This is a genomic window from bacterium, assembly GCA_018812485.1.
Classification (GTDB): Bacteria; JAHJDO01; JAHJDO01; order JAHJDO01; family JAHJDO01; genus JAHJDO01.
In genome coordinates this window covers 1-24,996 of record JAHJDO010000002.1, presented here as the reverse complement: position 1 = coordinate 24,996, position 24,996 = coordinate 1, and the positions used below count along the sequence as shown (strand labels likewise).

Annotated in this window: 23 protein-coding genes, 1 tRNA gene and 1 pseudogene; 5 read left to right on the top strand and 20 right to left on the bottom strand. The window is 36.8% G+C overall.

All coding sequences use genetic code 11. The annotated features are described in order from the left end of the window. From KKC91_00150 to KKC91_00090, 13 genes and pseudogenes are all read right to left on the bottom strand, one after another. Positions 1 to 353: tagaturonate epimerase family protein (locus KKC91_00150; GenBank protein MBU0476969.1), on the bottom strand; the 353-nt coding region annotated here is incomplete at its 3' end. A 137-nt stretch (positions 354 to 490) separates the two neighbouring features. Then, entirely contained in the window at positions 491 to 1,777 is a 1,287-nt protein-coding gene (locus KKC91_00145) for a hypothetical protein (GenBank protein ID MBU0476968.1), read from the bottom strand. Between the two features lie 124 nt (positions 1,778 to 1,901). Next, positions 1,902 to 2,120: a hypothetical protein gene (locus tag KKC91_00140; GenBank protein MBU0476967.1), complete on the bottom strand. Its 219-nt coding sequence runs from the start codon at positions 2,118 to 2,120 to the stop codon at positions 1,902 to 1,904. A gap of 18 nt (positions 2,121 to 2,138) precedes the next feature. After that, complete coding sequence (locus tag KKC91_00135; protein ID MBU0476966.1) at positions 2,139 to 2,804, bottom strand: DUF1559 domain-containing protein; 666 nt, start codon at positions 2,802 to 2,804, stop codon at positions 2,139 to 2,141. Positions 2,805 to 2,829: 25 nt separating this feature from the next. Next, entirely contained in the window at positions 2,830 to 5,193 is a 2,364-nt protein-coding gene (locus tag KKC91_00130; protein ID MBU0476965.1) for a glycoside hydrolase family 78 protein, read from the bottom strand. Between the two features lie 2 nt (positions 5,194 to 5,195). Then, complete coding sequence (locus tag KKC91_00125) at positions 5,196 to 6,167, bottom strand: LacI family transcriptional regulator (protein ID MBU0476964.1); 972 nt, start codon at positions 6,165 to 6,167, stop codon at positions 5,196 to 5,198. A 336-nt stretch (positions 6,168 to 6,503) separates the two neighbouring features. Further along, positions 6,504 to 6,764: a type II toxin-antitoxin system mRNA interferase toxin, RelE/StbE family gene (locus tag KKC91_00120; protein ID MBU0476963.1), complete on the bottom strand. Its 261-nt coding sequence runs from the start codon at positions 6,762 to 6,764 to the stop codon at positions 6,504 to 6,506. Then, complete coding sequence (locus tag KKC91_00115) at positions 6,757 to 6,996, bottom strand: hypothetical protein (protein ID MBU0476962.1); 240 nt, start codon at positions 6,994 to 6,996, stop codon at positions 6,757 to 6,759. Before KKC91_00115 ends, KKC91_00120 begins: the two co-directional genes overlap by 8 nt. A 142-nt stretch (positions 6,997 to 7,138) precedes the next feature. Then, a pseudogene (locus tag KKC91_00110) lies at positions 7,139 to 7,351 on the bottom strand (recombinase family protein). A gap of 26 nt (positions 7,352 to 7,377) precedes the next feature. Beyond that, positions 7,378 to 7,453, bottom strand: a tRNA-Asn gene (locus tag KKC91_00105). 51 nt (positions 7,454 to 7,504) lie between these two features. Beyond that, complete coding sequence (locus KKC91_00100; protein MBU0476961.1) at positions 7,505 to 8,608, bottom strand: glycosyltransferase; 1,104 nt, start codon at positions 8,606 to 8,608, stop codon at positions 7,505 to 7,507. Beyond that, positions 8,605 to 9,408: an AmmeMemoRadiSam system protein B gene (gene amrB, locus KKC91_00095; GenBank protein ID MBU0476960.1), complete on the bottom strand. Its 804-nt coding sequence runs from the start codon at positions 9,406 to 9,408 to the stop codon at positions 8,605 to 8,607. The genes KKC91_00100 and amrB overlap by 4 nt, the downstream gene beginning before the upstream one ends. Positions 9,409 to 9,417: 9 nt before the next feature. After that, positions 9,418 to 10,644 (bottom strand): HD domain-containing protein, encoded by a 1,227-nt coding sequence (locus tag KKC91_00090; protein ID MBU0476959.1) that lies wholly within the window; start codon positions 10,642 to 10,644, stop codon positions 9,418 to 9,420. A 167-nt stretch (positions 10,645 to 10,811) separates the two neighbouring features. Here KKC91_00090 and nifJ point away from each other — a divergent pair, with 167 nt between their 5' ends. Further along, the gene (gene nifJ, locus KKC91_00085) at positions 10,812 to 14,384 is read left to right on the top strand and encodes a pyruvate:ferredoxin (flavodoxin) oxidoreductase (protein ID MBU0476958.1); all 3,573 of its coding nucleotides are present in this window, start codon (positions 10,812 to 10,814) and stop codon (positions 14,382 to 14,384) included. Positions 14,385 to 14,406: 22 nt separating this feature from the next. Here the strand turns inward: nifJ and KKC91_00080 are convergent, their stop codons facing one another. Further along, positions 14,407 to 14,580 (bottom strand): hypothetical protein, encoded by a 174-nt coding sequence (locus tag KKC91_00080; protein ID MBU0476957.1) that lies wholly within the window; start codon positions 14,578 to 14,580, stop codon positions 14,407 to 14,409. 7 nt (positions 14,581 to 14,587) lie between these two features. On the opposite strand from KKC91_00080, the gene KKC91_00075 reads away from it, so the two are divergent. From KKC91_00075 to KKC91_00060, 4 genes are all read left to right on the top strand, one after another. After that, entirely contained in the window at positions 14,588 to 16,321 is a 1,734-nt protein-coding gene (locus KKC91_00075; GenBank protein MBU0476956.1) for a DUF2079 domain-containing protein, read from the top strand. Between the two features lie 186 nt (positions 16,322 to 16,507). Further along, positions 16,508 to 16,807 carry a nucleotidyltransferase family protein gene (locus KKC91_00070; protein ID MBU0476955.1) on the top strand — a complete coding sequence of 100 codons (300 nt, stop codon included), beginning with the start codon at positions 16,508 to 16,510 and terminating at the stop codon, positions 16,805 to 16,807. Beyond that, entirely contained in the window at positions 16,804 to 17,142 is a 339-nt protein-coding gene (locus KKC91_00065; protein MBU0476954.1) for a DUF86 domain-containing protein, read from the top strand. The genes KKC91_00070 and KKC91_00065 overlap by 4 nt, the downstream gene beginning before the upstream one ends. A gap of 36 nt (positions 17,143 to 17,178) precedes the next feature. After that, positions 17,179 to 17,532 carry an aspartate 1-decarboxylase gene (locus KKC91_00060; protein ID MBU0476953.1) on the top strand — a complete coding sequence of 118 codons (354 nt, stop codon included), beginning with the start codon at positions 17,179 to 17,181 and terminating at the stop codon, positions 17,530 to 17,532. Here KKC91_00060 and KKC91_00055 read toward each other — a convergent pair. From KKC91_00055 to KKC91_00030, 6 genes are read right to left on the bottom strand one after another with little or no spacing between them, the layout of a single operon-like run. Further along, complete coding sequence (locus KKC91_00055; GenBank protein ID MBU0476952.1) at positions 17,529 to 17,969, bottom strand: hypothetical protein; 441 nt, start codon at positions 17,967 to 17,969, stop codon at positions 17,529 to 17,531. The genes KKC91_00060 and KKC91_00055 overlap by 4 nt on opposite strands. A 38-nt stretch (positions 17,970 to 18,007) precedes the next feature. Further along, entirely contained in the window at positions 18,008 to 18,766 is a 759-nt protein-coding gene (locus KKC91_00050; protein MBU0476951.1) for a hypothetical protein, read from the bottom strand. A 22-nt stretch (positions 18,767 to 18,788) separates the two neighbouring features. Beyond that, positions 18,789 to 20,015, bottom strand: coding sequence for an NHL repeat-containing protein (locus KKC91_00045; GenBank protein ID MBU0476950.1), 1,227 nt, complete (start codon positions 20,013 to 20,015; stop codon positions 18,789 to 18,791). A 4-nt stretch (positions 20,016 to 20,019) separates the two neighbouring features. Beyond that, positions 20,020 to 22,251, bottom strand: a complete 2,232-nt coding sequence (bamA, locus tag KKC91_00040; protein ID MBU0476949.1) for an outer membrane protein assembly factor BamA — start codon at positions 22,249 to 22,251, stop codon at positions 20,020 to 20,022. A 9-nt stretch (positions 22,252 to 22,260) separates the two neighbouring features. After that, entirely contained in the window at positions 22,261 to 23,724 is a 1,464-nt protein-coding gene (locus tag KKC91_00035; protein MBU0476948.1) for a peptidylprolyl isomerase, read from the bottom strand. Continuing rightward, complete coding sequence (locus KKC91_00030; GenBank protein ID MBU0476947.1) at positions 23,717 to 24,682, bottom strand: hypothetical protein; 966 nt, start codon at positions 24,680 to 24,682, stop codon at positions 23,717 to 23,719. Before KKC91_00030 ends, KKC91_00035 begins: the two co-directional genes overlap by 8 nt. Between the last annotated feature and the right edge of the window lie 314 nt (positions 24,683 to 24,996).

Below are 24,996 nucleotides of genomic sequence, written 5' to 3'. Positions count from 1 at the left end.
GACCTGTGCGTTGACTGCTGGGAAAGAATCGGAAATATATCCCTGCCTTTAATGGTCTTAATATGGCCCGGAGTAGCTAATCCCAATCTGTCTCCAAAACCAAAACTTCTCTTAATTCCGCAAGCAGCGGGATTAAGATGCTTGAATAAATTACGCAATCTAAGAGCATTGAAGTGAGTTTTTTCATAGACATTATATTTAGATATCTTTTCTACAGACTTCTCAAATTCCGTATCATCCGAAACCAGATATTTCTTAAGGTCTTTTTTTGCAAGAAGATAAATCTTGCCATTCCTCTCTATCTTAGATTCAGGATAAACCTTGTTGTAAGCTTTTGAAATAAGGGACTTCATTTAAGCAGATCCTTAATCTTAATAGGTTTCCCTGTCGCTATAGCCCCTGTTAAGTATGCAAAAGGAAAAGGACAAATTAACTCATAGATAATGTTACCCGAACGAAATCTAAAAACATACCTCATTGAATTTTTCTTTCATTTTTCTGCAATTTTGAACGTTATAGGTTTTCTTTCGTCATAGATATAGTGGATTGTTCCTATTTTCTTACCCTCATCCCATGACCATTTAGGGCTGTTAATCAGCGATTCGTTCCCTTTGTTCACGACCTCTGGCTTTTCAGGAAAATAAAATTTTAAAATAGCCTGTTGTCCCAAAGGCCCTGAAGTAACCACAGTTAGCTTGTTATCATGGAACTCCTCGGCCCAGGTGCGAGTATTGTATAAAATATAGCCTTTTTTATTGTTATGCCTTTTTATAGCGTATATTTTATACTCATAACCTTCTAAGGATTCATTAACTCCTGTCTTCTTTATCTCTTCAGCCTTCCGTATTTGGATGTTATCGCCCCTATTGTCAATTAGAGAAAGTTCGCCCATTGATTCCCACTCCAGGTGTTTGAGATCAATACACCAATTGAAATTCTTTACATGTTGAGGACTAACATTAGAAAGGATAACAAGTATTGTATCTTCATTCCAATAGGTAGCGGTTTTAATATCCTCTTTGCTTACTTCTACTGGAGAATGTGTGTAATCTTTGAATCCAAATTGACCTAAGTCATAGGATCGGAACCGTCTAAATAACTCTAATGCTGCTTCATCTCCATCCCAGTTTCCACCATAGATAAAAAGACCTAAAACTATACATTTAGAAACAATATTTTTTAGGGCGATATCCTTCTGTTCCTTCTTCTGAAATGTTGCAACAGCGACATCAATTAAACGAGGCATTAAATTAACAAAAACTGCATGGGGAGAAAATGCTTCAAGGGTTGGAATTTTATACTCTTGGGCTTGTTCTTCGAAAGTAACTATTGCATCAGCAAGATTTTCCAGTGTCAGAGAGGGTAGATTTGCTGAAGGGTGTGCTATTATTATCCCCTCAGACCCAACGAAATCTCGCGTCCATTCCATCAAATCAATCCACCCATCAACATTGAGATGATCTCTGCCATCAAGGTGTTCTTTGTTCTGACAATAATTATAGCCTGCCCCGTCAAAATAGGCTCCATCAAACCTATGATTTGTAAGAACTGTTTTGATATGGTTCTTTACAAAATCTCTATAACCGCTTTCAAGGCACATTCTTGCTCCATACCTATCAATATTCTCGGTGCCTTTTTCGCCGGTAGTCCATTTCCAATCCTCATGATATTGCGCATAGGCAGGCACATCCGGGTGTAATGTGCCCGGTTGGAAATAAGGAACAATTTTCATCCCGTATTTGTGGACAGTGTCTATTACTCTGTCCATTTCCTTCATATTTTTTTCATCATAAGGCGGATACATTCCATTGCGCCAGAAAAACCCCGCCTTCAGAAAATCACCATCTTGCTGCAAGCGGTAAGATATTGTTTTATGTTATATGTATCAAAATAATACCAACTTAAGTCAGATATGGGTTCGGTCCAAATCCTACACTTTTACCATTTATAAAAAGCTTATATATACTGCTTGCAGTGCATGATACTTTTGCTTTGAGTATTCTCTTGGGACACTCAAATAGCTTTCTGGTAATAAAATAAAAATTATTTTTAGTACGCATCCCGGGATACCCTATCCAATTTGCTCCCCATTCAGATGGATTTTTTAATTCTTTTTCCATTTTCAAACCTTTATCTTCTCAAGGCCACCAAGGTGGATTACTATCATCATCAGCAGAATAAGTGGCCTGCCATTCTACATGCCCATCTACAAAAATAACATTCCAGCCATCACTGTGTCTTAAGTCGGGTTTATTCGTGTCAGCTCCAGCATTTACATAAACTGGATTGGTCCCTCCTCCTCCTCCACTATCACCTATCAGATAGGTTGCAGAAGGGTATCTAACTCTATAAAGTTTTACATTTTTAAAACCGGCATCTGAAGGCGTAGCATAGGAAATTCGCTTGTTTGTTCCATAATGAGTTCCCTGCCAACTACTACCTCCTGAGCAGGTAGAAGAAGTTTCTGAGGGACATTGAAAAACCCCTGTTGGTGGATAAGCACCAGCACTGGAGTCACCAGGTAAATACCCATTCTCTATCAAACTCTCATTCCATGTGATATAACTAGGCGCACCAGATGAAGAAACAGGTGGATGTCCATCATAATCATCTGCATATATTTGAAAAGCCAGCCCAATTTGTTTCAGATTACTTACACATTTTATGCGTCTTGCCATCTCTCTCGCTTTCATCAGTGCAGGCAAAAGCATGCTCGCCAAAAGAGTGATAACACCTATTACCACAAGCAATTCCAAAAGCGTAAAACCATTCGTTCCCCAAATTTTCCTTATTTTATCCGGCATTTTCTTTTCACCTCCTCTCATCTTCTCATTTGAATTGTTTTCCACGATAAACCTTGATCCCTTTGGGAAGTTCATATGAAATATTTAGTTTTTGATTTTTATTTTCCCAAGAAATTCTAATAGGACCTTTAGGAGTAGGGACTATTCCTCTAGCCCATTTCAATCCACAGGGTTTCGGATTTATCTTAACAAATTTAAAACCTGGTGCAGCTGGTTTTACTCCTAAAATCTCTGTCATTAACTCAAAAACAGGTGTAGCTGACCATGCATGGCACAAACTATAGTCTTCACTAAAAATTTCCCAGCAAGTGCCACTTGAAGAATTTCTTAACATTGGTTCCCAAAGTCGTTTTATAAAAGGGAAGCCGGATTCATAACAACCGTTTCTTGACAGTCCTCTGAACAAAAAATACCAAAAATATGGCGTGCAACGACATAAAGTGGGATCTTTTTCATTAAGTATGGTATCAATTACATTTTTTATTTTATCTTTTCTGACCAATCCGAGATATAATGCCAAAGCATTGGTTTGTTGACTGATGTTTTTGACTTGCTTGCCGTTGTAAAAGCCATCACAAAAAACAGCTTTTTTATCAACCCAATAACGTTTATAAATTCCTTTACGAAGAGTCATGGAAAGAGATAAAAAATGTTTCTCCTCTTTTTTTCTCCTAAGTAATCGTGATATTAAAATCATAGCCTCAACAGCTTCCAGAAAAAACATATCCATACAAGCTAAATTTCCATAACGCGCAATTCCATGATGAGGAAAAGAAAACCATGATATTCCAGGATGATCAATAAACATCTGATGTTTAGGTGAGCGTTTGGGAGGGAAATCGCCACTTTCAATTTTTTCAAGAGTTCCTGATGAACCCAATCTTTTTTCAAACCATTTCATGGTGCGGCATATTTTAAGATAATACTTACGCAAGAGAGTATCTATCCCTGTAATTTGATAATGTTCCCAAAGTGTTCCTATCCATTGAAGACAAAAATCAAGTAATTTTGTTGGGTGATATCCTGGATAATAAGTTTCAATAAGTCCTTCATTATCTTGTGAGCATCCTATTTGCCATAGGAACTGCCGCCAAAGGGAATCATCACCAAAAAGAAGATAAGCAAACTGTGCCACCAAACGAGAATCTCCAGTAGCCTGGGTCTGTTCCCGGTGTGGACAGTCAATAAATGTTTCTTGACGGCAAAGCTGAACTGTATATTGAGCCATATTCCATATTTTGTTAAGAATTGGGTCTGAACATTCAAAGAAACCTTTTTGAGGAGCAGGCAATGATCTGAAATTGCAAGAAATTTTCCGTATCCGCGTATATGGTGAAATCCTTCGAAAAACTAAATGAAGATATCGGAATCCCCTATAATTAATACACTGCCAATAGTTTCTCCCTTCTACACTTATATATTTGTTTGCTTGAAAAAATTTCCGTTCATAATCACAATCTTTCTCCGTTGGTTTTAAAATCTCTGCCCACGCCATATCTACAATCATGCCTGAACTGCTCTCAAAGTCTAAATCTGGATATCCAACAACTTCTTTCCCAAAATCTAAAGTCGCGAATACACCATTTCTTCCTTTATGTATTTGCGCAAAGTCCGCAACCTCGCCTTTTAACAGTTTTTGAAATTGAAATTTGACTTTTTTATCCGGGATTAATTTTTCTTCATTCAGAAATTTAGATAAAGAACCTCGAGAGGTTTGGGATTCTGGCCCGCTATCTTCTATTGAATAACCTGCAAAGACTATTCTTTTTGGGGAAATTCTCTTTTCAGATATGGGAGCAATTATCCTACAATAAAGTTTGGGAGTAACATTACTTTGAATAACAGCTGATTGCCAAGATGAATCATCTTCCTTATTTTCCAACCAATCGTGCGGTGCTTTCGCTGAATCAAAAAATTCTGAATAGCCAAGCCCCCAATGAAATTGCACATTTTTCCCCCACGGGTTTTCAGGGTATATCTTCCATGCCTCATTTGTAGATAAAAAAATATTCTTTTGCCTATCATGTGCTTCAATTATAAGGCCAGGGGCTCCCTTGCGATACGAAGCGATGTCTTCTCCGATATAGTGAACTAATACACATATTACATTTTCCCCTTCTTGTAAAAAATTGTCAACATTATAAGAATCCAATATTTTCCAAGTAGACGTTCCAGGGACAGGTCCTCTTCCTAAAAAATGGCCATTAATCCAAAGACTATATTTAGAATCCGCCCCTACATATAATCGATATGGTCTTTGACTGGCTGGATCTGGATAACGGAAAATTTTACGAAAATAAAGACATGTATTTGGAGATTTATTCATTCCCCATATCCATGACGCTTTTAATTTAACAGTCTTGGGAACTAAATTAGTCTTTTTTAACATTTTTACCTGGTGCTTTTTCTTACAACTACTTCTGGTCGAAACAAAACCTTTGATACATCTATATTCTTATTTTCAATATGAAGACAAAGACTCTCAATAGCTATCCTTCCCATATCTTTTAAATGTGACGCTATAGAACTTAGTTTAGGATTTGTGTATTCACAAATCATGCTATTATCAAACCCCATAATCGATACATCTTCAGGGACATGCACCCCTTCGTTAGTTAAAGCACTTATGGCAGCTGCCGCTATTGAATCACTGGTGGTTACAATGACGTCAATTTTATTCTTTTTTACCAGCGTGTTAATATGAGTTTGCCATCCTTTATCCCCTAATTTTTCAATAGGAGAAGATACATCTAAAAAACAACCTGATAATTTGGAAGCATTCTTAAATCCTTTTATGCGCTCATTAAAACAGCTATTGTTTGCATTTGTCGTTATTGCCAAAAACTTTGAACAACCTCGTTCTACTAAATATTCTACTGCTAACTGTCCACCTCTTCTGTTATCGACGCTTACATAACCTATACCATTATCTTTGGGATGTCTATTTATCAAGATAAATGGGATTTTCCTTTTTAGAAAAAGTCCTATATTTTCGTCTGAATCGTCTAGCCCTAGGAAAATTGCTCCATCAATAGTTTTAGAATCAATTGCCTGTTCAATTACGCTACCCTTTTGATACTTCCCGTCACTAACCATTTGAAACACAAAATGTCCACCTGCGCTTGTAGCTATATTTATTCCCTGAATAATTTCGTTGAATGCTACGGCCTTACTTTCGATAGTCGGCCACCATCCGATTAATCCTATTTTTTTTGAACTCTTACGTTTTTTTAACGAAAAATAATTTTCCCCATTTTTTTTATGTATGGATTTAATAGCCGCAATAACCTTGCTACATGTCTTTGGATTACGTATCTTATTTGAAAGCATACGGGAAACAGTGCTTATCGATAAATTACTCACCTCTGAAATCTCTTTTAGAGTAACACCCATAATATAATTATACGCAATAATATTGCAAAGTCAATAAAATTTTTGCAGAGGTAATGTAAAATATTTTATGCAAAAGTGATTAAAGGATAAAAAGTAAAGGGCTATCCTCTCTCTCCTATGGGGGTCACAGGGGATTCGTGCATTTTATATCGGTATAGAATAGAAATAGCACTGAAATCATGGCGAAATTGCTCATTTTTCATGCTCATATTTTTTGTAGCCCAATTGAGTTTCCCAGCCTCTTTCAAACTCCGTTGATATCGGTAAATAGTCGCAACCAAGGCACCACCAAGATTTGTGGCACCCTCATTTATAAGTAGATTCTTTTCTACGTTTAATATAAATAATTTCAACTAATCTTTTGGTCGCATTAAATTGATAGCCAATCCTAAAATTGCCTTGCCTTATTCTATAATAGATTTCTTTGCCTTTTTTTATTTTTTTTGCCCCTGGTGGCAATGGATCAAACTTGAGCGACTTGATGTCATTCGCAATTCGTTGAAGATCTTCTTTGGGAAAAAATTTAGTATCTTTCTTAACACTTGATTTTACCTCAAGCTTAAACACTTATTCCTCTACCTTTTAGATATCCATTCCACTCAGTCTCACTCATAGATAATTCATTTTTTCTAGCTTCTATTGTAAAGATATCTTCTTCGTCTTCTTTTTCCTCTTTAAGTCTTTCTATAACTGCCTTAGCGACAAAGTGGTTTATTAATATCCCGCGTGGTTTACAAAAGCTTCTTAATTCTGCAATTAGATTTACAGGCAATCGTGCCCCTAATAATGCTTTTTCCATAGTTTTCACCTCCGATAGCTAATGATAGCATATGATAACTATTGCTGTCAATAAATTTTTTTGGCTTTTTAGTTTTCCCCTATCCGACATTTAGCTATTTAACAATTCTTTTTCCCAAATCATTCCTTAGCGTAAATATACGCTAAGCTCTATCTGATGCCGGACACCATCTATAAAGAGTAGGAACGGAAACCCCGAGATTCTGAGCAATCTCCTTTGGTGGCATACCTTCGGCCAAAAGCTTTTTTGCAGCTGCTAAGCCTGCCTTGGTACGTTCTACCAGTAGCTCACGCTCCATCTGAGCAAGAGAAGCCATTACATGAAAGAAAAAACGTCCAGCAGGCGTTGTGGTATCTCTAACTTGAGTTCGAGCTTATAAACTGGCTCCTCGGGCTGGACTCGAACCAGCAACCCCCTGGTTAACAGCCAAGTGCTCTACCAATTGCGCTACCGAGGAATTTTGTATATAAAAAGGACTGCTAAGTATAGCGATAAGTATTCCTTTATGTCAAGACGATAAATTCAAAAGTCGAGTATAAATTTGTTCTGTTTTGGAAACCATTTTATCAATAGGGAATTTCTCTTTAACTCTCTGTTCTGCAGCTTTGCCTAATCTCTCTCTTTCATCAGGATTTTTTAAAAGTTTTAATATAGCTTCAGCAAGTGCTTCTGAATTTTCGGGTTCCACCAGTACACCATTTATGTTGTTATCTATAATGTCTTTTGATCCTCCTGTGTCAGTTGCAATAGCTGGTTTCCCGGCTGCCATAGCTTCCAAAACCACATTCGGCATTCCTTCCCACAAAGAAGGTAAAACAAAAATATCTATAACAGATAATAGTTCTGGAATATCCTTTCTAAAACCAATGAATTTTACATTTCTTGAAATATTAAGCTTACCTGATAATTCTTCTAATTGAGATGCCAGAGGACCTTTGCCTGCAATGATGAATGTAATATCAGGGAATTGTTTAATTACTCTTTCCGATGCATATAAGAGATATTCTATTCCCTTCTGTTCGGATAATCTGGCAACAGTACCAACAATGAGCGAATGGGCTTTTTTATTTCTATACGATGTAACCGCATCAAGGAATGAATCAGGAATTCCATTCTCAACAATCTTAAGCTTATGTTCTGGTATGCCAGCTTTTTCTATTGTGAAATTTTTAACTCCTTTTGATACACATATCTCAAGATTTACCATCCAGTTGGTGATTCTATCCATCCATAGATGATATAGTTTCTTTTTTTCACACACGCGAATTGATGAAATGATAATCGGAATACCAGCCATTCTTCCACAGACTCTTCCAATTATGTTTGCATGGAAAAGATAGGAATGAAGAATATCAAAGTGACCTTGTTTCAAAAAGAAAGAAATGCCAAGGAGTTTATATATATGCCATGGTTTCTCAATATGAAAGCATCTTACCTTTATTCCAAGAGCTTCTAATTTCTTTCCAACTATGCCTTTTCCCTTTAAACAACCAACCTCCGGCATGAACTTATCTTTATCAATGCGTTTTACCAATTCAAAGAGCATCTTTTCTGCGCCGCCAATATCAAGGTCTGTGATAAGATAAAAGATGCGTTTTGGAGAAGAATTCACTTTACAGTTATCCCTGCATACCCAACTACTTGAGAAAAATCGCCTGTCGCCTCTCCGCTATTAGTATATTTTATCAGCTCTGCGTGCTTTGCGCCTAGTTTCTTACATGCTGCAAGCATAATGCACACAGGCCCACAGCCGCACATAGAAATATTATATTTGTGGACCCTATTAAAAAGCGCTGCCTCATCCAAGGCTAATATAGATTCAATGGCTAGATTGTCTTTGCGCTTTGCCGTTTCCGATGGTTCGTGATGTGTCATATCGGAACTGGCTATAATGAGTACCTCTTCCTCAAAATCTTCTATTGCGCTCGCAATTGCGTACCCAATCTCCTGATACTGTTTAATATCACCATATGAAACAACAATTGGGACAAATCTAAAATTACTCTTAAGATATTGAATAATAGGGAGCTGAACCTCTATCGAATATTCGTAAATCTGCGCTTCTTCATCCTCTTTTACCAAACTGGTTTTATTTAGTATTATTTCTGCAAGTTCGCCATTAATATTGACATTATCTATAGGTGTATTCCACATACCATGAGCCATTATGGAAAATCTTGCGCCAGCTCCGGTATGATTAGGGCCCAAGATGATTATATTATCAGGCAGTTCTGCTCTTGATAGCGTAAGCACCGCGGTTTCCCCTGAACACACGTAACCTGCATGAGGCGAGACAACACCCAGAATTTTTTCTTTTGACGTTTTTTTATTAATGTACTTTTCTATTTCGCAAATGAGCTGCTCTTTTGAGGCAGGATAGAATTGTCCAGCTACTGCAGGATTTCTGAGCATAATAATGCTTCATTCCTTTAGTTTTTTGAAAACTCTAATTGCTGCTCTTGCAAGGCGGGGATCAAATTGAGTGCCTGCGCCACGCGCTAATTCAGTCAAAGCATATTCTTTACTAAACGCCTTTCTATACGGTCTGTCAGATAACATTGCGTCATACGCATCTGCAATGCTGATTATTTTAGCAAGTAATGGAATCTTTTTATCCCGCAGTCTCATTGGATATCCTTTCCCATCATATCGTTCATGGTGACTCAAAATAATTGGTTTTGCCAGCTTCATAAAATCTATAGTTTCAATTATTGTTACTCCAATACGTGGATGACTTTTGATCATCTTCCATTCTTCTTTAGTCAGTTTGGCTGGCTTATTTAATATCCTTATTGGGATTCCTATCTTTCCAATGTCATGCAAAACACCAAACCGTTTTATTAATTCTATATTTTCATCAGATAGGTTCATTTCTCTGGCTATAGCCAAAGCGTATTTATTAACTCTATCTGAATGACCACGGGTATATGGATCCTTTGCCTCCATGGCTTTAACTAAGGCTGTTATTGTATTAAAGTAACTTTGTTGAAGCTCATCAAAAAGAAGAGCATTGCTTATAGCAATAGCAGCTTCATAACCTATGGTCGTAAGTATTGTCAGGTCGTCTCTTGTAAAAGCGAGCCCGCCAACCTTTTCCTCAACATTTATTACGCCTATTATTTGTCCTCTGACTTTTAGAGGCACACATATAAACTGTCTTTTTTCGCTTCTGGTAATAATGTTTTCAAATCTAGGCTCCTTAAGTGTGTTTTTTATAAGGATAGGTTTTCCTTCTTTTGCAACCCAGCCAGCAACGCCTTCTCCAATTTTAAACTTAATAGTTTTTATCTTTGTTTTAGTCACGCCTTTTGCAGCCTCTATTCGCAGGTGTTTTGTTTTCTTATCAATGAGCATAATAGATATCTTTTCTGTTAAAGTTTTTTGGGAGATTAATCTAATAATAGAGGTTAGTAACTTTGTTATATTCAGCTGAAGAGTAAGCGCTTTACCGACTCTATGCAGAATCTTTAGCTGCTTTATTTTTCTGTCAAGAGCAGTTTTAGTTTTTTCTAGCTGCTCTACGATTTGCTCTATCTCACTTACTACTGTTTTTTCAACTTTTATCGTGGCGAGAACAACTTTCGTTTTTTCCAGCTGCTCTACGATTTTCTCTGTCTCACTTACTACTATTTTTTCAACCTTTCCCATGCTCGTTATGATATGTAAATTTCAAGCCTTTGTCAAATCTCATTTTTTTTTCTCTGATTTTATGATAGTATTCATTTATAAATCTTAATTTCTAATTTTGAATTATTAATCAATTTTTTAATGCTTTAATTTTTAATTACTGCCGAGGGCAGGCTAGGGAGGTATTTATGACTCGCAGGATGGTTCCTTATGATGGAAATAGCGCTGTAGCGCATATAGCGCATGCAACTAATGAAGTAATTGCAATATATCCAATTACTCCTTCTTCTGCAATGGGTGAAATTGCTGATGCAAAATCTGCAAAAGGAGAAAAAAATATCTGGGGAACAGTACCGGTTGTTGTGGAACTTCAATCAGAGGGAGGGGCATCCGGGACAGTCCACGGCGCACTTACTACAGGCGCACTTACTACAACATTTACAGCATCCCAGGGCCTGCTCCTTATGATCCCGAATATGTATAAGATTGCAGGGGAATTGTGTTCAACAGTATTTCACATAGCTGCCCGCTCCATCGCATGTCAGGCACTGTCTATATTTGGAGACCACACAGATGTTATGGCAACCAGAGCTACGGGCTGGGGAATGCTTGCTTCAGGGAGTGTGCAGGAAGCAATGGATTTTGCCCTTATAGCTCAGGCAGCAACCCTAGAAGCCAGAGTTCCTTTTCTGCATTTCTTTGAAGGCTTTCGCGTCTCACATGAAATACAAAAAATAGAGGAACTTACATCTGAGGATATGCGGGCTATGATTGATACTAAATTAGTTAGGGCACACAGGCTAAGAGGCCTTTCTCCCGACCGGCCCCAGCTTCGAGGAACTTCTCAGAATCCAGATGTGTTTTTCCAGGGACGCGAGAGTGTTAATAAATATTACAATGATTGTCCTCGAGTTGTTCAAAAAACAATGGATAAATTTGGGCAGTTGGTAGGACGACACTATAAACTATTTGATTATATTGGGGCTCCTGATGCTGAAAATCTGGTTGTAATAATGGGCTCCGGAGGAGAAACAGTTCATGAAACTGTTGAATACTTAAATGCCAAAGGTGAAAAAATTGGAGTTATAAAAGTTCGCCTTTATAGGCCATTTGACGTGCCTGCATTTGCATCTGTTCTACCAAATACAGTAAAAAGAATAGCTGTTCTTGACAGGACAAAAGAGCCAGGAAGCCTTGGAGAGCCTTTATATGAAGATATCCGCACAGCAGTTGGCGAGGCAATGGAGAGAGGATTGATTAAATTAGATAGATATCCTTTAATCATCGGCGGACGCTATGGCCTTGGTTCTGCGGAATTTAATGGGGCAATGGCTAAGGGAGTTTTTGATAATCTTCTTAAGAATAAACCCAAAAATCATTTCACTATTGGCATTGAAGATGACATTACTCACACAAGTCTGGAATATGATCCATCATTCAGTTCTGAGAAAGATGTGTATAGAGCTATGTTTTATGGGCTTGGTTCTGACGGGACAGTTGGAGCTAATCATAATTCCATTAAAATCATAGCAGAAAAAACAGATAATTATGCTCAGGGATATTTTGTCTATGATTCCAAAAAGGCAGGCGCTGTCACAGTTTCGCATCTTCGATTCGGCAAAAAAACTATAAGAAGCCCCTATCTGATTTCAAAAGCAAATTTTCTTGCATGTCATAATTTCACATTTCTAGAAAAATACGACATGCTTGGGTATATAATTGACAGGGGAATTTTCCTTTTAACATCAGAGTATGATAAGAATACTGTGTGGGAAAAGCTGCCCGGAAAAGTGCAAAAACAAATTATAGATAAAAACCTTAAATTCTATGTTATAGATGCAGTTAAGATTGCCTCAGAACTTGGGTTAGGCGCACGTATTAATACAATAATGCAGACTGCGTTCTTCTTGATTTCAGGCATACTTCCTAAAGAAACGGCTATTTCTGCAATTAAGGAATCAATAAAGCGGACATATGGCGAAAAGGGAGAGAAAGTTGTTAATATGAACACTCAGGCTGTGAATGCAACTGCCGATAATATTCACGAAGTAGAAGTTCCTGCCTCTTTCAAAGGACAGGTGGTTGAGAAGCCTACTGTGGCTGATGATGCGCCTGATTTTGTTAAAGAGGTTACCGCAAGGATAATAAGACGAGAAGGAGAAAGTATAAAGGTCTCTCAAATGCCATCAGATGGGACCTGGCCTACAGGAACAACTCAATATGAAAAACGCAATCTTGCTATTAACATTCCAATATGGAATCCAGAAACATGTATTCAGTGCGGAAGATGCTCATTGGTTTGTCCGCATGCTGCGATCCGGCCAAAGATATATAAAAAAGAACTTCTTAAAGATGCTCCTAAAACATTCAAGCATACAGATTCAAAGCCTTCAAAAGATATGGAAGATTATCAATACACACTTCAGGTAGCTCCCGAGGATTGTACTGGGTGTGGCACTTGCTTTGAAAATTGTCCCATGAAAAATAAAGAGGCGATTAAAATGTCGCCGCAATCTCCAATAAGAGAAGAAGAAGTGAAAAACTATGCGTTCTTTCTCAACTTACCATCTACAGCCCCTGATCTTTATAATAGAAACACTGTTAAAGGAAGTCAGTTTATAAAACCTCTTTTTGAATACTCTGGTGCCTGTGGAGGATGTGGAGAAACGGCATATGTTAAACTGCTTACTCAGCTTTTTGGTGACCGGGCAATTATAGCAAATGCTACAGGATGTTCCTCAATCTATGGAGGGAATCTTCCTACAACACCATATTGCAAACGTTCGGATGGACGCGGACCGGCATGGAATAATTCACTCTTTGAAGACGCTGCTGAGCTGGCCTTTGGTATGAGACTGACTGTTGATAAATTCAATGAATATGCATATGAACTTGCAGATAGAATTTCAGACGATAATTCCTCACCAGATGAATTAAAGAATATCATTTCGAAAATAAAAGATGTTAGCCAGTCAACACAGGAAGATATAGAAAAACAACGGGAACAAGTTGGGAAACTGAATAATTTATTAAAATCCTGCACCTTGCCTGATTGTAAGGAGCTTCTTACGGTTTCGGATTATATGGTTAAAAAATCCATATGGGGAGTTGGGGGAGACGGCTGGGCATATGATATAGGATATGGCGGGCTTGACCATGTTTTAGCTTCAGGGAAAAATGTTAATATACTTGTATTGGATACTGAGGTATATTCAAACACAGGAGGACAGTCTTCAAAAGCCACTCCTCTTGGTGCTGTCGCTAAGTTTGCAGCAGCAGGAAAACCTGTTCCCAAAAAAGACCTTGGACTTATGTTTATGAGTTATGGATATATCTATGTTGCAAAGGTTGCAGTAGGCGCTGATCCAAACCAGTTGGTCAAAGCGTTTGTAGAAGCGGAAGCTTATAATGGACCTTCAATAATTATTGCATACTCTCACTGTATAGCTCATGGTATAGATATGACACGCGGACTTACCGAGCAGAAGAATGCAGTCGCGAGCGGATACTGGCCTCTTTACAGATACAATCCCGAGCTCACTGACCAAGGAGAAAATCCTCTCATTCTTGACAGTAAAGAGCCACAGATCCCATTTTCTGATTATGCATATAATGAGAACAGGTACAGAGTGCTTAAGAAGATAAATCCGAAACGCGCAGATAAACTGATGAAATTCGCTCAGCAAAACGTTACTCAAAGATTCAAGCTCTACAAACAGCTTGCAGAATTGGATTATAGTAGAGATAAAGGCACAAAGTAGCAAAGGCACAATTGTTACAAAATCAGCTATTTACAAAGAAAAAATACTTAATCTTTTCAATATATGTATTTTTATTTACTACATTAGTCATATTTTCTAGAATATTAAACATCAGTCTGGGAATAGTCTCATACAATATTAGAGTATTATGTATCTCTTTATTCATTGTCTTCTTTAGTTTTATTTTTTCTGTCATATCTTCTGTGAATTTGTCAGAGAGATTTCAATTCGGCAAAATAGAAAACAGCAGAATACCTGTAATTATCTTTTTCTCCTGCCTTGGATTTTTTACATTCTTGTATGTTCTCATTCCCATAATAAGATTATATAAGCTCCATTCAGGTTTTGGAGATCTGGGATATTTTGATAACATATTATGGAACACAATCCACGGCAGATTTATGTGGTTTTATCAAGGCTTCAATTATTTTTCCAATCATTTCTGCCCTGTTCTTATTCTGATATTACCCTTATATAAACTATTTCAAAGGCCTGAACTCTTTCTTGTCATTCAGGGAGCTAGTTTGGCAGTTGCTGCATTTCCACTTTTTTTACTGGCTCGTCGCGAACTTAAAAGTTCTTTCTCAGCATTGATCTTTGCTGTTGTATGGTTCCTTTATCCATTTGTTTATCGTATTAACTATTACGATTTTCATCCAATTGCATTCGCTCCATTATTGATTTTTTCAATAATATATTTCTATCGACAGAGGAGATATGTTCTGTACTGGTTGTTTATTTTTCTTCTTTTAACACTCAAGGAATCTACTGTATTTTTGGTTATTACAATTGGAACTTTTATTTTCATTGAAGGAAATAGAAAAACGGGTTTGCAAACTGTATTCTCAGGAATTGTTTGGGGAGTTATAGTGATGTTTGTAGTTATGCCTAATCTTGCCGGAGATGTGGGCACTCTCTGGATAGGAAGGTATAAAATAACCGGAGAAATGTTTAACATAGCTAAATTAGATTATCTTGTTCAGATAATTCTACTATTATTACCATTAGGATTTCTTCCATTATTTAATGTTAAAAAAGCGTGGATTATAATACCTCCACTCTTAATTCAATTTTTATCTTCTTTCAATGCGCAATATACGCTCTCATTCCATTATTCTTCATCAGTAATACCCTTTGTTTTTATCTCAGGAATATTGGGATATAGGAAAATAATTAAAAAAACCAATAATAGGAATCTAACGTCTTATTTCTTATGTATTCTCGTATTGACTAATAGTATTCTTTGCCATCACTTTTTTACCCAGTCGTTTAATAATCGCTATCATCGCCAATCAAGAAAATTTCTTTCATTAACCTTGAATAAATACGATTACATTATGGCTGTGCACGAAAAAATCTTTCATATATTGAAATATTTTATTCCTGAAGATGCTTCGCTATCTGTCCAAAACAACCTAGGAGTATTCTTTGCAAAAAGAAATGATATAGAGACTAATTTAAATCTACATAACAAGGATTTCTGTTTCATAGATAGCGCGAGTTATGATGGGGAAATGGGGAAGACATACTGGACAATTATAAAAAACATATCGAGTAAAGCCAAAGCTTACAGGATATTGGTCAATATAGACGGGTTTATGCTTTTGTCCACTAATGAAAAATGGAAAGATTCATTGCTGAAATTCTCGAATTTGAAATTCAAAGGAGAAAAAGAGATTCTTCATAAGTATATTTTATGCGACATATACTATAATACTCATCAGTATAAAAAAGTTATTGAAGTATGTAAGGAAATTCAAAGCAAACAACCACATTTTATGACAGCTGATTTGTATTTTAGAAGTGGAGTTGCTCTGTTTAACCTCGGCCACTATGAAGAAGCAATAGAAAAATTTAAAAAAGTGCTTATGCTTCAGCCTGATAATGAATTGGCAAAATATAATTTATCTGTTGCTTATCAAGAAAGAAACAGATAAAAAGGGAATTTAAAGATTTTGTGTGCTATAATGTTGTTGGTACAATAAATAGATTGAACGAGCAAAAATGATATTAACAAATGTAATAAAAGCGAAAATTCATAAAGCAGTAATTACAAAAAAGGTGCTTGATTATAATGAACAAATTCTGATACATTTCACAGTATAGTAATTTAGGAGATAACGATGCGACAGGTCAACAGAAATGAAGTTGTAAAGCAATTGAATATGCTATTCCCAAATATTAAGAAAAAATTCAAAGCAAATTCAATTTTATTGTTTGGCTCAGTTGCAAGAGGAGAAAATCGGATAGACAGCGATATAGATGTTTTAGTAGATTTTAAAAAAGGTGCTGATTTATTTGACTTGATGGGACTAGCTGACTATCTGGAACACAATCTGCATCATAAAGTAGATGTCGTCTCAAAAAATGGGCTAAGGGAAGAATTACGGAGCATTGTAGAAAAAGAGGCAATAGCAATATGAGAAATATCGAATTGTACTTGAAGGACATATTAAAGGCGTTGGAGGACATTTCTGAATTCGTTGGCAATATGACATTTGAAGAATTCATAGTGGATGACAAGACGAGTAGCGCAGTTTTTAGAAAATTGGAGGTGATAGGCGAAGCTGCTAAAGGTGTTCCAAATGATGTTCGGCAAAAATATCCTGAAGTACCATGGAAAGAGATGGCGGGCATGAGGGATAGATTGATTCATTTCTATTTTGGAATTGATTATGAGCTAGTATGGAGCACTATTAAAAAACGGATACCTGAGATAAGACCATATATCGAAAGGATTGTTTTGGATAATGGCTAAAATAAGGCACAGCAGAAGTATTAAGGAATTAATATGATATTAACAAATGTAATAAAAGCAAAGATTCACAAAGCCATAATTACAAAAAAAAATCTTGATTATAATGGTAGCATTGGTATAGACAAAGCGCTTCTTAGAGCAAGCGGGATGATACCTGGCGAAAGAGTTCAGGTTCTGAATTTTCAAAACGGCACGAGACTTGAGACATACATTATAGAAGAGAAAGAGAATTCAGGCATAATTGCGCTTTATGGTCCTGCCGCAAAGCGCGGGGAAATTGGCAATGAATTATGTATTATTTCCTATGCTTTAATCACGAGCGATGAGATACCGACTTTCAAAAGCAAGGTTGTATTTGTAGATAAGAATAATAAGATCACTACACGCTAACGCATTGAGCTCTTCACATATCTGGCAAATACAAAAGCGTCATAAGCGCTGAATATTGCTGTTACCAGATAACAAATCAGAGGAATTAATCTCCACGCAACCTGCGAGCGCGCATAATACATAGCTATTTTTGCGCCTTCCATTTTAACAATTTCTTCGTAAGATTGGTTATACTGTATCTGTAAATATCCGAACCATAGAACCATAGTTACAGCTAAGAACGCAAGCAATATTCCCCTAATAAGTTCTCTATTATAGAACTGTCCGGCGCCCGGAACCACTAGGGAGACTATTAACGCTGAAACAGGGCTTTTCTTTTTGCCGCCGTGCATTCTTCTATCCTTCCATGTTCTTCTTTCGGGCCCCTTGTAGCCTGTATCATCTTTTTCTCTTCTGTCTTCTCCAGCTCGTTTTTCGTATGTAAGGTTACTGTTCATAAGATTTTTTCCTCCAAAATCATTTTTATTCTGGTGCTTCACTTTTCAGCGTCCGGTCTGTCTGGATATGCGCCATATTTGGTATAATTCTGAGGATTGTAAGTATAACCAACATAGGCTTTGCCATACCATTTAAGCCCAAGCCCTACCTTGTAATACTGCGTATCATAATCATACGCGCTCATTGTTCCACGATTAGTATGACTCCGTACTGGGCTGTTAAAGTCATCTTCATTATCTATAATCTCATAATAAGTGATGCCATTTACTAGAGAAGTGCGATAATTTCCATACCAGCATTCTCTCAAATAATCCTGATCGTATATTCTTCTGTCACTATATGACTGTAAATATACACCCAAAGCCCATCTGTCAACCAGCTTCCAATAGGTTGTCATGTATATATTGTGATACTCCTTTGTATGCTGATCTCCCCACCATAAGTCATAATATTTTTGCTTCGGGAAATAGTCAGCTACAAATGTGGCCTCAGCCAGATTTGTACTGTATGCAGGTCCCCATCTTGCAGGTAGGTTCCAGTATAAATAATAGCTTTTCTCATCTACGGTGTAAGCAGGTTTAAAATCCTTTCTATAGTAGTATGCACTACTCCAGTTGTAATGCGTGTTGTACACCCAGAAATATAAGTATGACCTATCCTTGGTATATGTCCAACCTTTTTGCGGATGATTTTTCATCCATTCAGATACTCCCGCGTTAGCGTCCTGGCGCAAAGGTATTAAAAACGCAGTCATCACAAACCCTACTACAACCAAACACTTCATAATTTTACTCATGACTTATCCTCCTCGTTTTTCATTAAGGTGCCAGGGATGGATCTATTTCTCTATCTGCATCCGTTACCGGTGGAGTAGTTCCATCACTACCTGTCTTTTCATTTTCTACAGCCGCTCCAGCAGATATCCCTTCCTTGATCACCGCTCTCTCCACATATCTGGAGAAAAGCACCTCTAACATATAAACCTTGTCTGTATCCACAACATACAGTCTGCTGCCAGATTTTTTAATGTATGTAGGGGATGATAGAAAATCCCTCTTTGATATTCTATCTATAATTCCAACAAATTTTTGGCTTTTATCGAATACCTTTACAGCGCTATTATCACTATCGCTTACATAGATTAAATCACCGACAGCAACTCCTTTAGGACTTATAAAATCAGAAGCCTCTGAGCCAACAACCCCGAATTTAGACAGAAAAGTCCCGTCTGAAGAGAAAATCTGTATTCTGGAGTTAAGTGTATCTACTACGTATAGATTCCCTTCTTCATCTATCTCAATAGCAGTAGGAAAACTAAAATATCCATCCCTTTGTCCTTTACTTCCAAACTGATATCTATAATTCCCCTTTTTGTCCAGAACTACTATCCTGCTATTTCCGCTATCCACAACATAAAGATTCCCATTATTGTCCGAAGCTATATCATACGGCCTTATAAAATCACCCTGCCCGCTTCCCTTGTTTCCAAAGGAAAACAAATAACTTCCTTTGGTATCAAAAACCTTTACATCATGCGCAGCAACGTCTGTTACATACAAAATCTCTCCTGAGACACATACACCCCACGGCATGTCTAATTTCCTTTCTCCAATATTCTTTACGGGCCCACCGCCATCTTTATCAAAGACTATCACTTTCTTATTAAGAACATCCGCAACATAGATATTTCCAGCCTTGTCAATATCAATTCCATGGGGAGATTTAAGAATATCCTTAATTATTTTAAGTAGCCTCGGCTCTTCCATTTTTATTGTTTCTGCCTGTATCTCCTGTATCCTGAGCGGCTTTTTTATTTCTTTTTTTACCGCCTTCAGGGGCTTCTTTTTCTCTTTTTCCCCTTCCTTCAGCTTTTTATTTAGCGCATCAATCTGCTGCTGCGTTTCAAGCTTTTTCTTTAACAGCTCGATCTGTTCCTTCAAGTCTCTGCTTTCCTGTTCATCGCCACAGGCTGTATCTGAACACATGGGCGACAAAAAAGCCGCGCATACAAAAACACTCACTAAAAACAATATTTTCTTTTTCATAATTTTAAAACTCTCCTCCAATAGTGAAATACAGTTCTCCATTTTCTCCAATTTTGTCTGCCGGGAAAGCGTAATCAACCCTTATCTGTCCAGCATTAAACTTAAATGCCAGACCCAAACCCACGCCCTGCTCCAGACCAGAAAAAGATATATCTTTTGTCCTTTCCCATCCATATCCTGCGTCCCAGAACAGCGAGCCGAATACATTATCTGCGAATTTATACCTGTATTCCAGAGTTGTAATACACATTACATCTGCGCCCCATTGAGGTGAAAGCTCTCCGGCTTCATATCCTCTGACAGTTCCCTGCCCGCCAACATAAAATTTTTCATATACCGGCACATAGCTGCCAGCTAATTTCGATGCTGCGCCTGCTCCCATCTTTGCCATAAATATCCAGTTTTTGACGGGACTGGCATACCATTGTGATTCTATTGTGCTTTTTACGTAACTTGAACTACCCCCAAGCGGCTGAGAGCCGTAGTCCACAATTAATTTATTCATTGAGCCTTTTGTCGGGCAAAATATATCGTTTGTTGTAACTCTCTCAACTGAGCTTATGATTCCTGCAAGATGTGTCACGCCTATCTGGTCTCCAGGAAATGACCCCTTTTCACTTCTCTCTATATCATATATGTTTACTTTTTCATATCTATAGCCAAGGGATGCAGTCGTATATTTTGCTACTGGTCTTTTAATTGCTACAAGCCCCCCTATTCTCTGAAGGCAATAAAAATCTTCGTTTGTTGTTGTCAAGTGAGACTCTAGCTCAAGGATATTTTTTGTTCCAAACAATCTCGGCTCTATAAAAATTACAGAATAATCTTTTTTGCTTTTTCCGTATTCAGCTTTCAATGAGAGATTCTGCCCATTTCCAAGCAGGTTTATTTCCTCTGTCTTCAGAAACACTGTTGAGCCGTAAATGTCCGTATAATAGTTGTATCCTGCCTCAAACATATTGGCTCCACCCTTATCCTCCACCTTAAAAACCACATCATAAGTGTTCTTTTCAGACGTAGACCTCATCTTTACATTTATTTTTCCAAGATATCCCAGCCTTTTTAAATTATCTATGCTTTGTTCCAGTCTGACAGCGTTAAGCACATATCCTTCAAGCAATGTTATTTCCTGCCTTATCACCCTCTCCTTGGTAATCTCATTCCCTTCAATCCGTATCTTATTAACATAGTGAATTTCCCCTTCTTCTACCTTTACTACAATATCTGCCTTTTTTTCTTCTTCATTAAATGTTATAAAGGGGCTTACTTTAATTTTAAAATATCCCCTTGATTTATAATATTGTCCCAGCCATTTCATATCCTTACTGAATTTTTCTCTGTCAAGAATTTCTCCCTGCTTAAGGATAAAATTACTTAAGATATATTCAGTCTTCATGTTCTTGTTGCCATCTAATTCTATCTTTCCAACTTTGTATTTACTTCCCTCTTCTATTTTTATCAATACTTCTACTTCATTCTTTTCCTCATCCAATTTGACCCTTTCTGAAGTTATTTTCGCCTTTGCATATCCTTCCTTGTTATACACGGCTGTAAGATTATCCAGCCCTTCCAAATAACCTGGCTCCCTGAATACTCCGTCTCTCAGAAGCGCTTTCTCCTTTATCTGCATAATTTTTTTCAACTCTTTATCTTCAAAGATTGTATTACCAACAAAAACAATACTTCTAACTTTAACAACATCTCCCTCTTTTACATTGAATGTTAATGATGCTGTATTTTTATCCTCATCTATCTTTACTTCTGACGTTATCTTCACCTTGTAATAGCCCATCTGTCTATAAAAACCTGTAAGTATTTCCTTCCATTTTCCCTCTTGTTCTTTACTATAAAAAAGTTCTTTATCTCCAACAGCATCATTCAGAAATCTCTCAGACTCTCTTTTTATATCAAGCTCTTCTCCAAGAATTTCTATTTTCATTATTGGCTTTTCGCTTACAATTGTTATTATACTTATGCCTTCATTTGTTTCCATTGCTTTTGAACTGATATTCTTAAAAAATCCAAGCTTGTATATCCTCTGCAAATCCTCACTTAGCTCTTTCTGTGAAAACTTTTCTCCACTTTTTAGTCTCACCACTCCAAGAATCTTTTCTACGTTTATTCGCTTGGTGCCCTTTATCTCTATATTAGTAATTATCAAATCTTCTGCCACAACCGTTTCATTAAACATTATCATTACGAGGGATAGCCATATTATTCTCTTCAGAAATTTCATCCACTAAATTTATATACCCAACTTCTCTGGTTCTATTTCTATCTTTATTTCTACAGAAGCCTCTTTCTTAAGTCCTTCGATAAATTGCCTAAGCGCTTCGTCCTTTTTCCGCTGCAACAGGACATTTTTTATTTCGACCCTTACCTCTTCCATATCCTTGCATTTTCCAATCTTTTTATCTTCAACTTTAATAATTATATATCCAAAAGGAGTTTTTACCAGATCACTTGCCTCTCCAACTTTTAATTCAAAAGCTGCCTTGCCAATCTCAGGGATTACCTCATTCTGGCTGAAATATCCCAGATCCCCGCCTCGAGAGCTACTTTCTTTATCGTCTGAGGATTTTGCCAATTCGGCAAAATCCTCTCCCTTATAAATTTCACGCAATATATTTCGTCCTCTTATTTCAGCCTTCAACCATTCATCTTCATTCTTCAAGTCATTTACTTTTATAAATATGTTTCTTGCCTTTATTTTAGTTGGTTCATAAAACCTGGATTTATTAATTTCGTAGAATTTTTCTATCTCATCTTCTGTCACAGAATACATCTTTTTATTAACATTTCCATTGATTAATTCTGCTATTATTATTTGCTCTTCAGATTCTCTCAATCTCTCTTTTGATATCTCTATTCTTTCCTTCTCTGCTTCCTGCAGGAGAATTTTTTTCTCTATTAATTGTCCTAAAACTCGTTTTCTCACCTCATTTATATCTTCCTTGCTGTTTTCTGCTATGGGCACCGCCATCCTGTTTAATTCGCTGAGAGTTATTATTTGATCATTAACTATCGCTGCTATCCTGTCAGAATAAACTAAAGCAGGCTCTTCTTTTTTAATCTCTTCCTTTGGAATTTCACTTGATACTTTTTTTGCTTCTTGTTTCTTTGCATCCCCATCCTTCACGACCTGCTTCTCATCCAGCTTCTTATTAAGCCCTGCAATAACGGATAAAAGTTCTCTATTATTATTCTCCAAATCTTCAAGACGTTTTATAATCTCTGCACCCTTATCCTCTTTTTCTGCTTTGCCTTTCACTATTTCCCTTTCAGAAAGAGAATGGGCTTTATTATCTATCTTTACTGTTACAAAACATCCTGTTTTGGTTATTTCATAATTGCATTTTCTATGCAATGTTATTATTATCGCGGATATCAGCCCCCCTTTATATCTTGCTTCTATATCTTTTATGGGATCTTTCTTATAGAATTGATAAAATGGTATTTTTTTAACTACCCCTTCTATGGGATAATCAAAGTTGATAACTATCGCCGGCGGTATATCTTCTGCTTCTTCTGTGTATTGAACAGGATGGCTGGTCGTGATAAATATCAATGTCTGAATTTTATACTTTTTTATGTCAATCTTTTTAAGTCTTACTGGTTCAGAATATTCCCCGGCTATTACACATAAAGGCGCACATGCTATTATCAAACACAGACTTAATATCTTTATAAGCTTACTTTTTCTATCCATTTAAATATGTAATCAGATCTTTTATAACATAAAAGGGGAAAAAGAGCACCTTCCCTAATAGAAATTCTGTTTTTGCTCTTTTTTTTCTTACTTCTCGTACTTTTTCTATTTTTCCCTTTCTTGTTTTTTGACTTATCAGTTTTTTCTTTGCCTTTGCCGAATATTTTAACGCCTCTTTATTTGTCGAATCTATCATTAACACCTTGTTATATTCTGACATTGCCTTTGCATATTCGTTTTGTTTATAGAATTTCTTAGCTACTTCAAGAGTATCCCATATCTCCCTACTTGGATTTTTTGAACCTGTTGTCTGTGAACTTTGACTAACACTGCTAGATACTTTTGCCTCAAGAGATGCTTTTTCTTCCACTAATTTATCTAGTTTGGTTTGTAGACTTATCTTCTCTGCTTTCTCTGCTTCCAACCATTTTTCTAGATTAGCCTGACTTTTTTCACTTAACTCACATTTGGTTTTATATCCTTCTTTTTCCTGCTCGGATTTCCCCAGCCCTATCTTCAAATCTGTTATTTCCTTATCTCTATCTCTCAATAAACTGTATTTTTCTGCTTTCTCTGCATCCAATAATTTAGCCAGATTATTTAACTCCTTAGCGCCTTTATCCAACTCCTTAGCACTCCCGTCCAATTGTTTTATATATTTCCCTTCCTCTTTTTCCCATCTTTCAACGCTATCTTTTTCTAACAGTTCTTCTTTTTCTTTCCATCTTTTAATGCTATCCTTCAATTCCTTTTCTAAACCTTTTATTTTTTGGTCTTTTTCCTCTAGTTTTTGTTGTTCTGCTTTTTTCTCAAATATCATGTCCCCTATATTCTCTCTTAAAGCTACATTTTGCTTTCTCCCTGTCATGATCAGATTTACTGCAAACAAAGCAGAAACCAGAGAAATGACAAGTATAGCTATAAACAAGCTTAAAAAAACTTTGGACAAATTCTGCATCCTAACCTCCCTTCCTATCTTTTTCGGGTATTTTATACCATTTTAGGTAAAGCGCTGGTATCATACCCAATTTTTTAGACTCTGTCAAGCAGATTTTACGCATGTGTCAGATAAAATTTAAAAGTGCACAGTTTTTAAGCGATTTAAGTTTTAAAAGTGCACACCTAAAAAGCCCCCAAGAATTGGGGGTTTGGGGCATACGTGTTAAGTTAAGCTAATAAGTTTTCTCGCCGATGTGGTTGACATCGGTGTTTTTTTGTGCCATTATACCGATAGCCGTAATAATGCTATCGGCATAGAAAGGAGACAGTTAT

Coding starts and splice junctions, on each gene's coding strand:
- KKC91_00145 (MBU0476968.1), bottom strand. CDS start 1,777: ATGAAGGAAATGGACAGAGTAATAGACACTGTCCACAAATACGGGATG.
- KKC91_00140 (MBU0476967.1), bottom strand. CDS start 2,120: ATGGAAAAAGAATTAAAAAATCCATCTGAATGGGGAGCAAATTGGATA.
- KKC91_00135 (MBU0476966.1), bottom strand. CDS start 2,804: ATGCCGGATAAAATAAGGAAAATTTGGGGAACGAATGGTTTTACGCTT.
- KKC91_00130 (MBU0476965.1), bottom strand. CDS start 5,193: ATGTTAAAAAAGACTAATTTAGTTCCCAAGACTGTTAAATTAAAAGCG.
- KKC91_00115 (MBU0476962.1), bottom strand. CDS start 6,996: ATGGAAAAAGCATTATTAGGGGCACGATTGCCTGTAAATCTAATTGCA.
- amrB (MBU0476960.1), bottom strand. CDS start 9,408: ATGCTCAGAAATCCTGCAGTAGCTGGACAATTCTATCCTGCCTCAAAA.
- KKC91_00090 (MBU0476959.1), bottom strand. CDS start 10,644: ATGGGAAAGGTTGAAAAAATAGTAGTAAGTGAGACAGAGAAAATCGTA.
- nifJ (MBU0476958.1), top strand. CDS start 10,812: ATGACTCGCAGGATGGTTCCTTATGATGGAAATAGCGCTGTAGCGCAT.
- KKC91_00080 (MBU0476957.1), bottom strand. CDS start 14,580: ATGACAGAAAAAATAAAACTAAAGAAGACAATGAATAAAGAGATACAT.
- KKC91_00070 (MBU0476955.1), top strand. CDS start 16,508: ATGCGACAGGTCAACAGAAATGAAGTTGTAAAGCAATTGAATATGCTA.
- KKC91_00065 (MBU0476954.1), top strand. CDS start 16,804: ATGAGAAATATCGAATTGTACTTGAAGGACATATTAAAGGCGTTGGAG.
- KKC91_00055 (MBU0476952.1), bottom strand. CDS start 17,969: ATGAACAGTAACCTTACATACGAAAAACGAGCTGGAGAAGACAGAAGA.
- KKC91_00050 (MBU0476951.1), bottom strand. CDS start 18,766: ATGAGTAAAATTATGAAGTGTTTGGTTGTAGTAGGGTTTGTGATGACT.
- KKC91_00045 (MBU0476950.1), bottom strand. CDS start 20,015: ATGAAAAAGAAAATATTGTTTTTAGTGAGTGTTTTTGTATGCGCGGCT.
- bamA (MBU0476949.1), bottom strand. CDS start 22,251: ATGAAATTTCTGAAGAGAATAATATGGCTATCCCTCGTAATGATAATG.
- KKC91_00035 (MBU0476948.1), bottom strand. CDS start 23,724: ATGGATAGAAAAAGTAAGCTTATAAAGATATTAAGTCTGTGTTTGATA.
- KKC91_00030 (MBU0476947.1), bottom strand. CDS start 24,682: ATGCAGAATTTGTCCAAAGTTTTTTTAAGCTTGTTTATAGCTATACTT.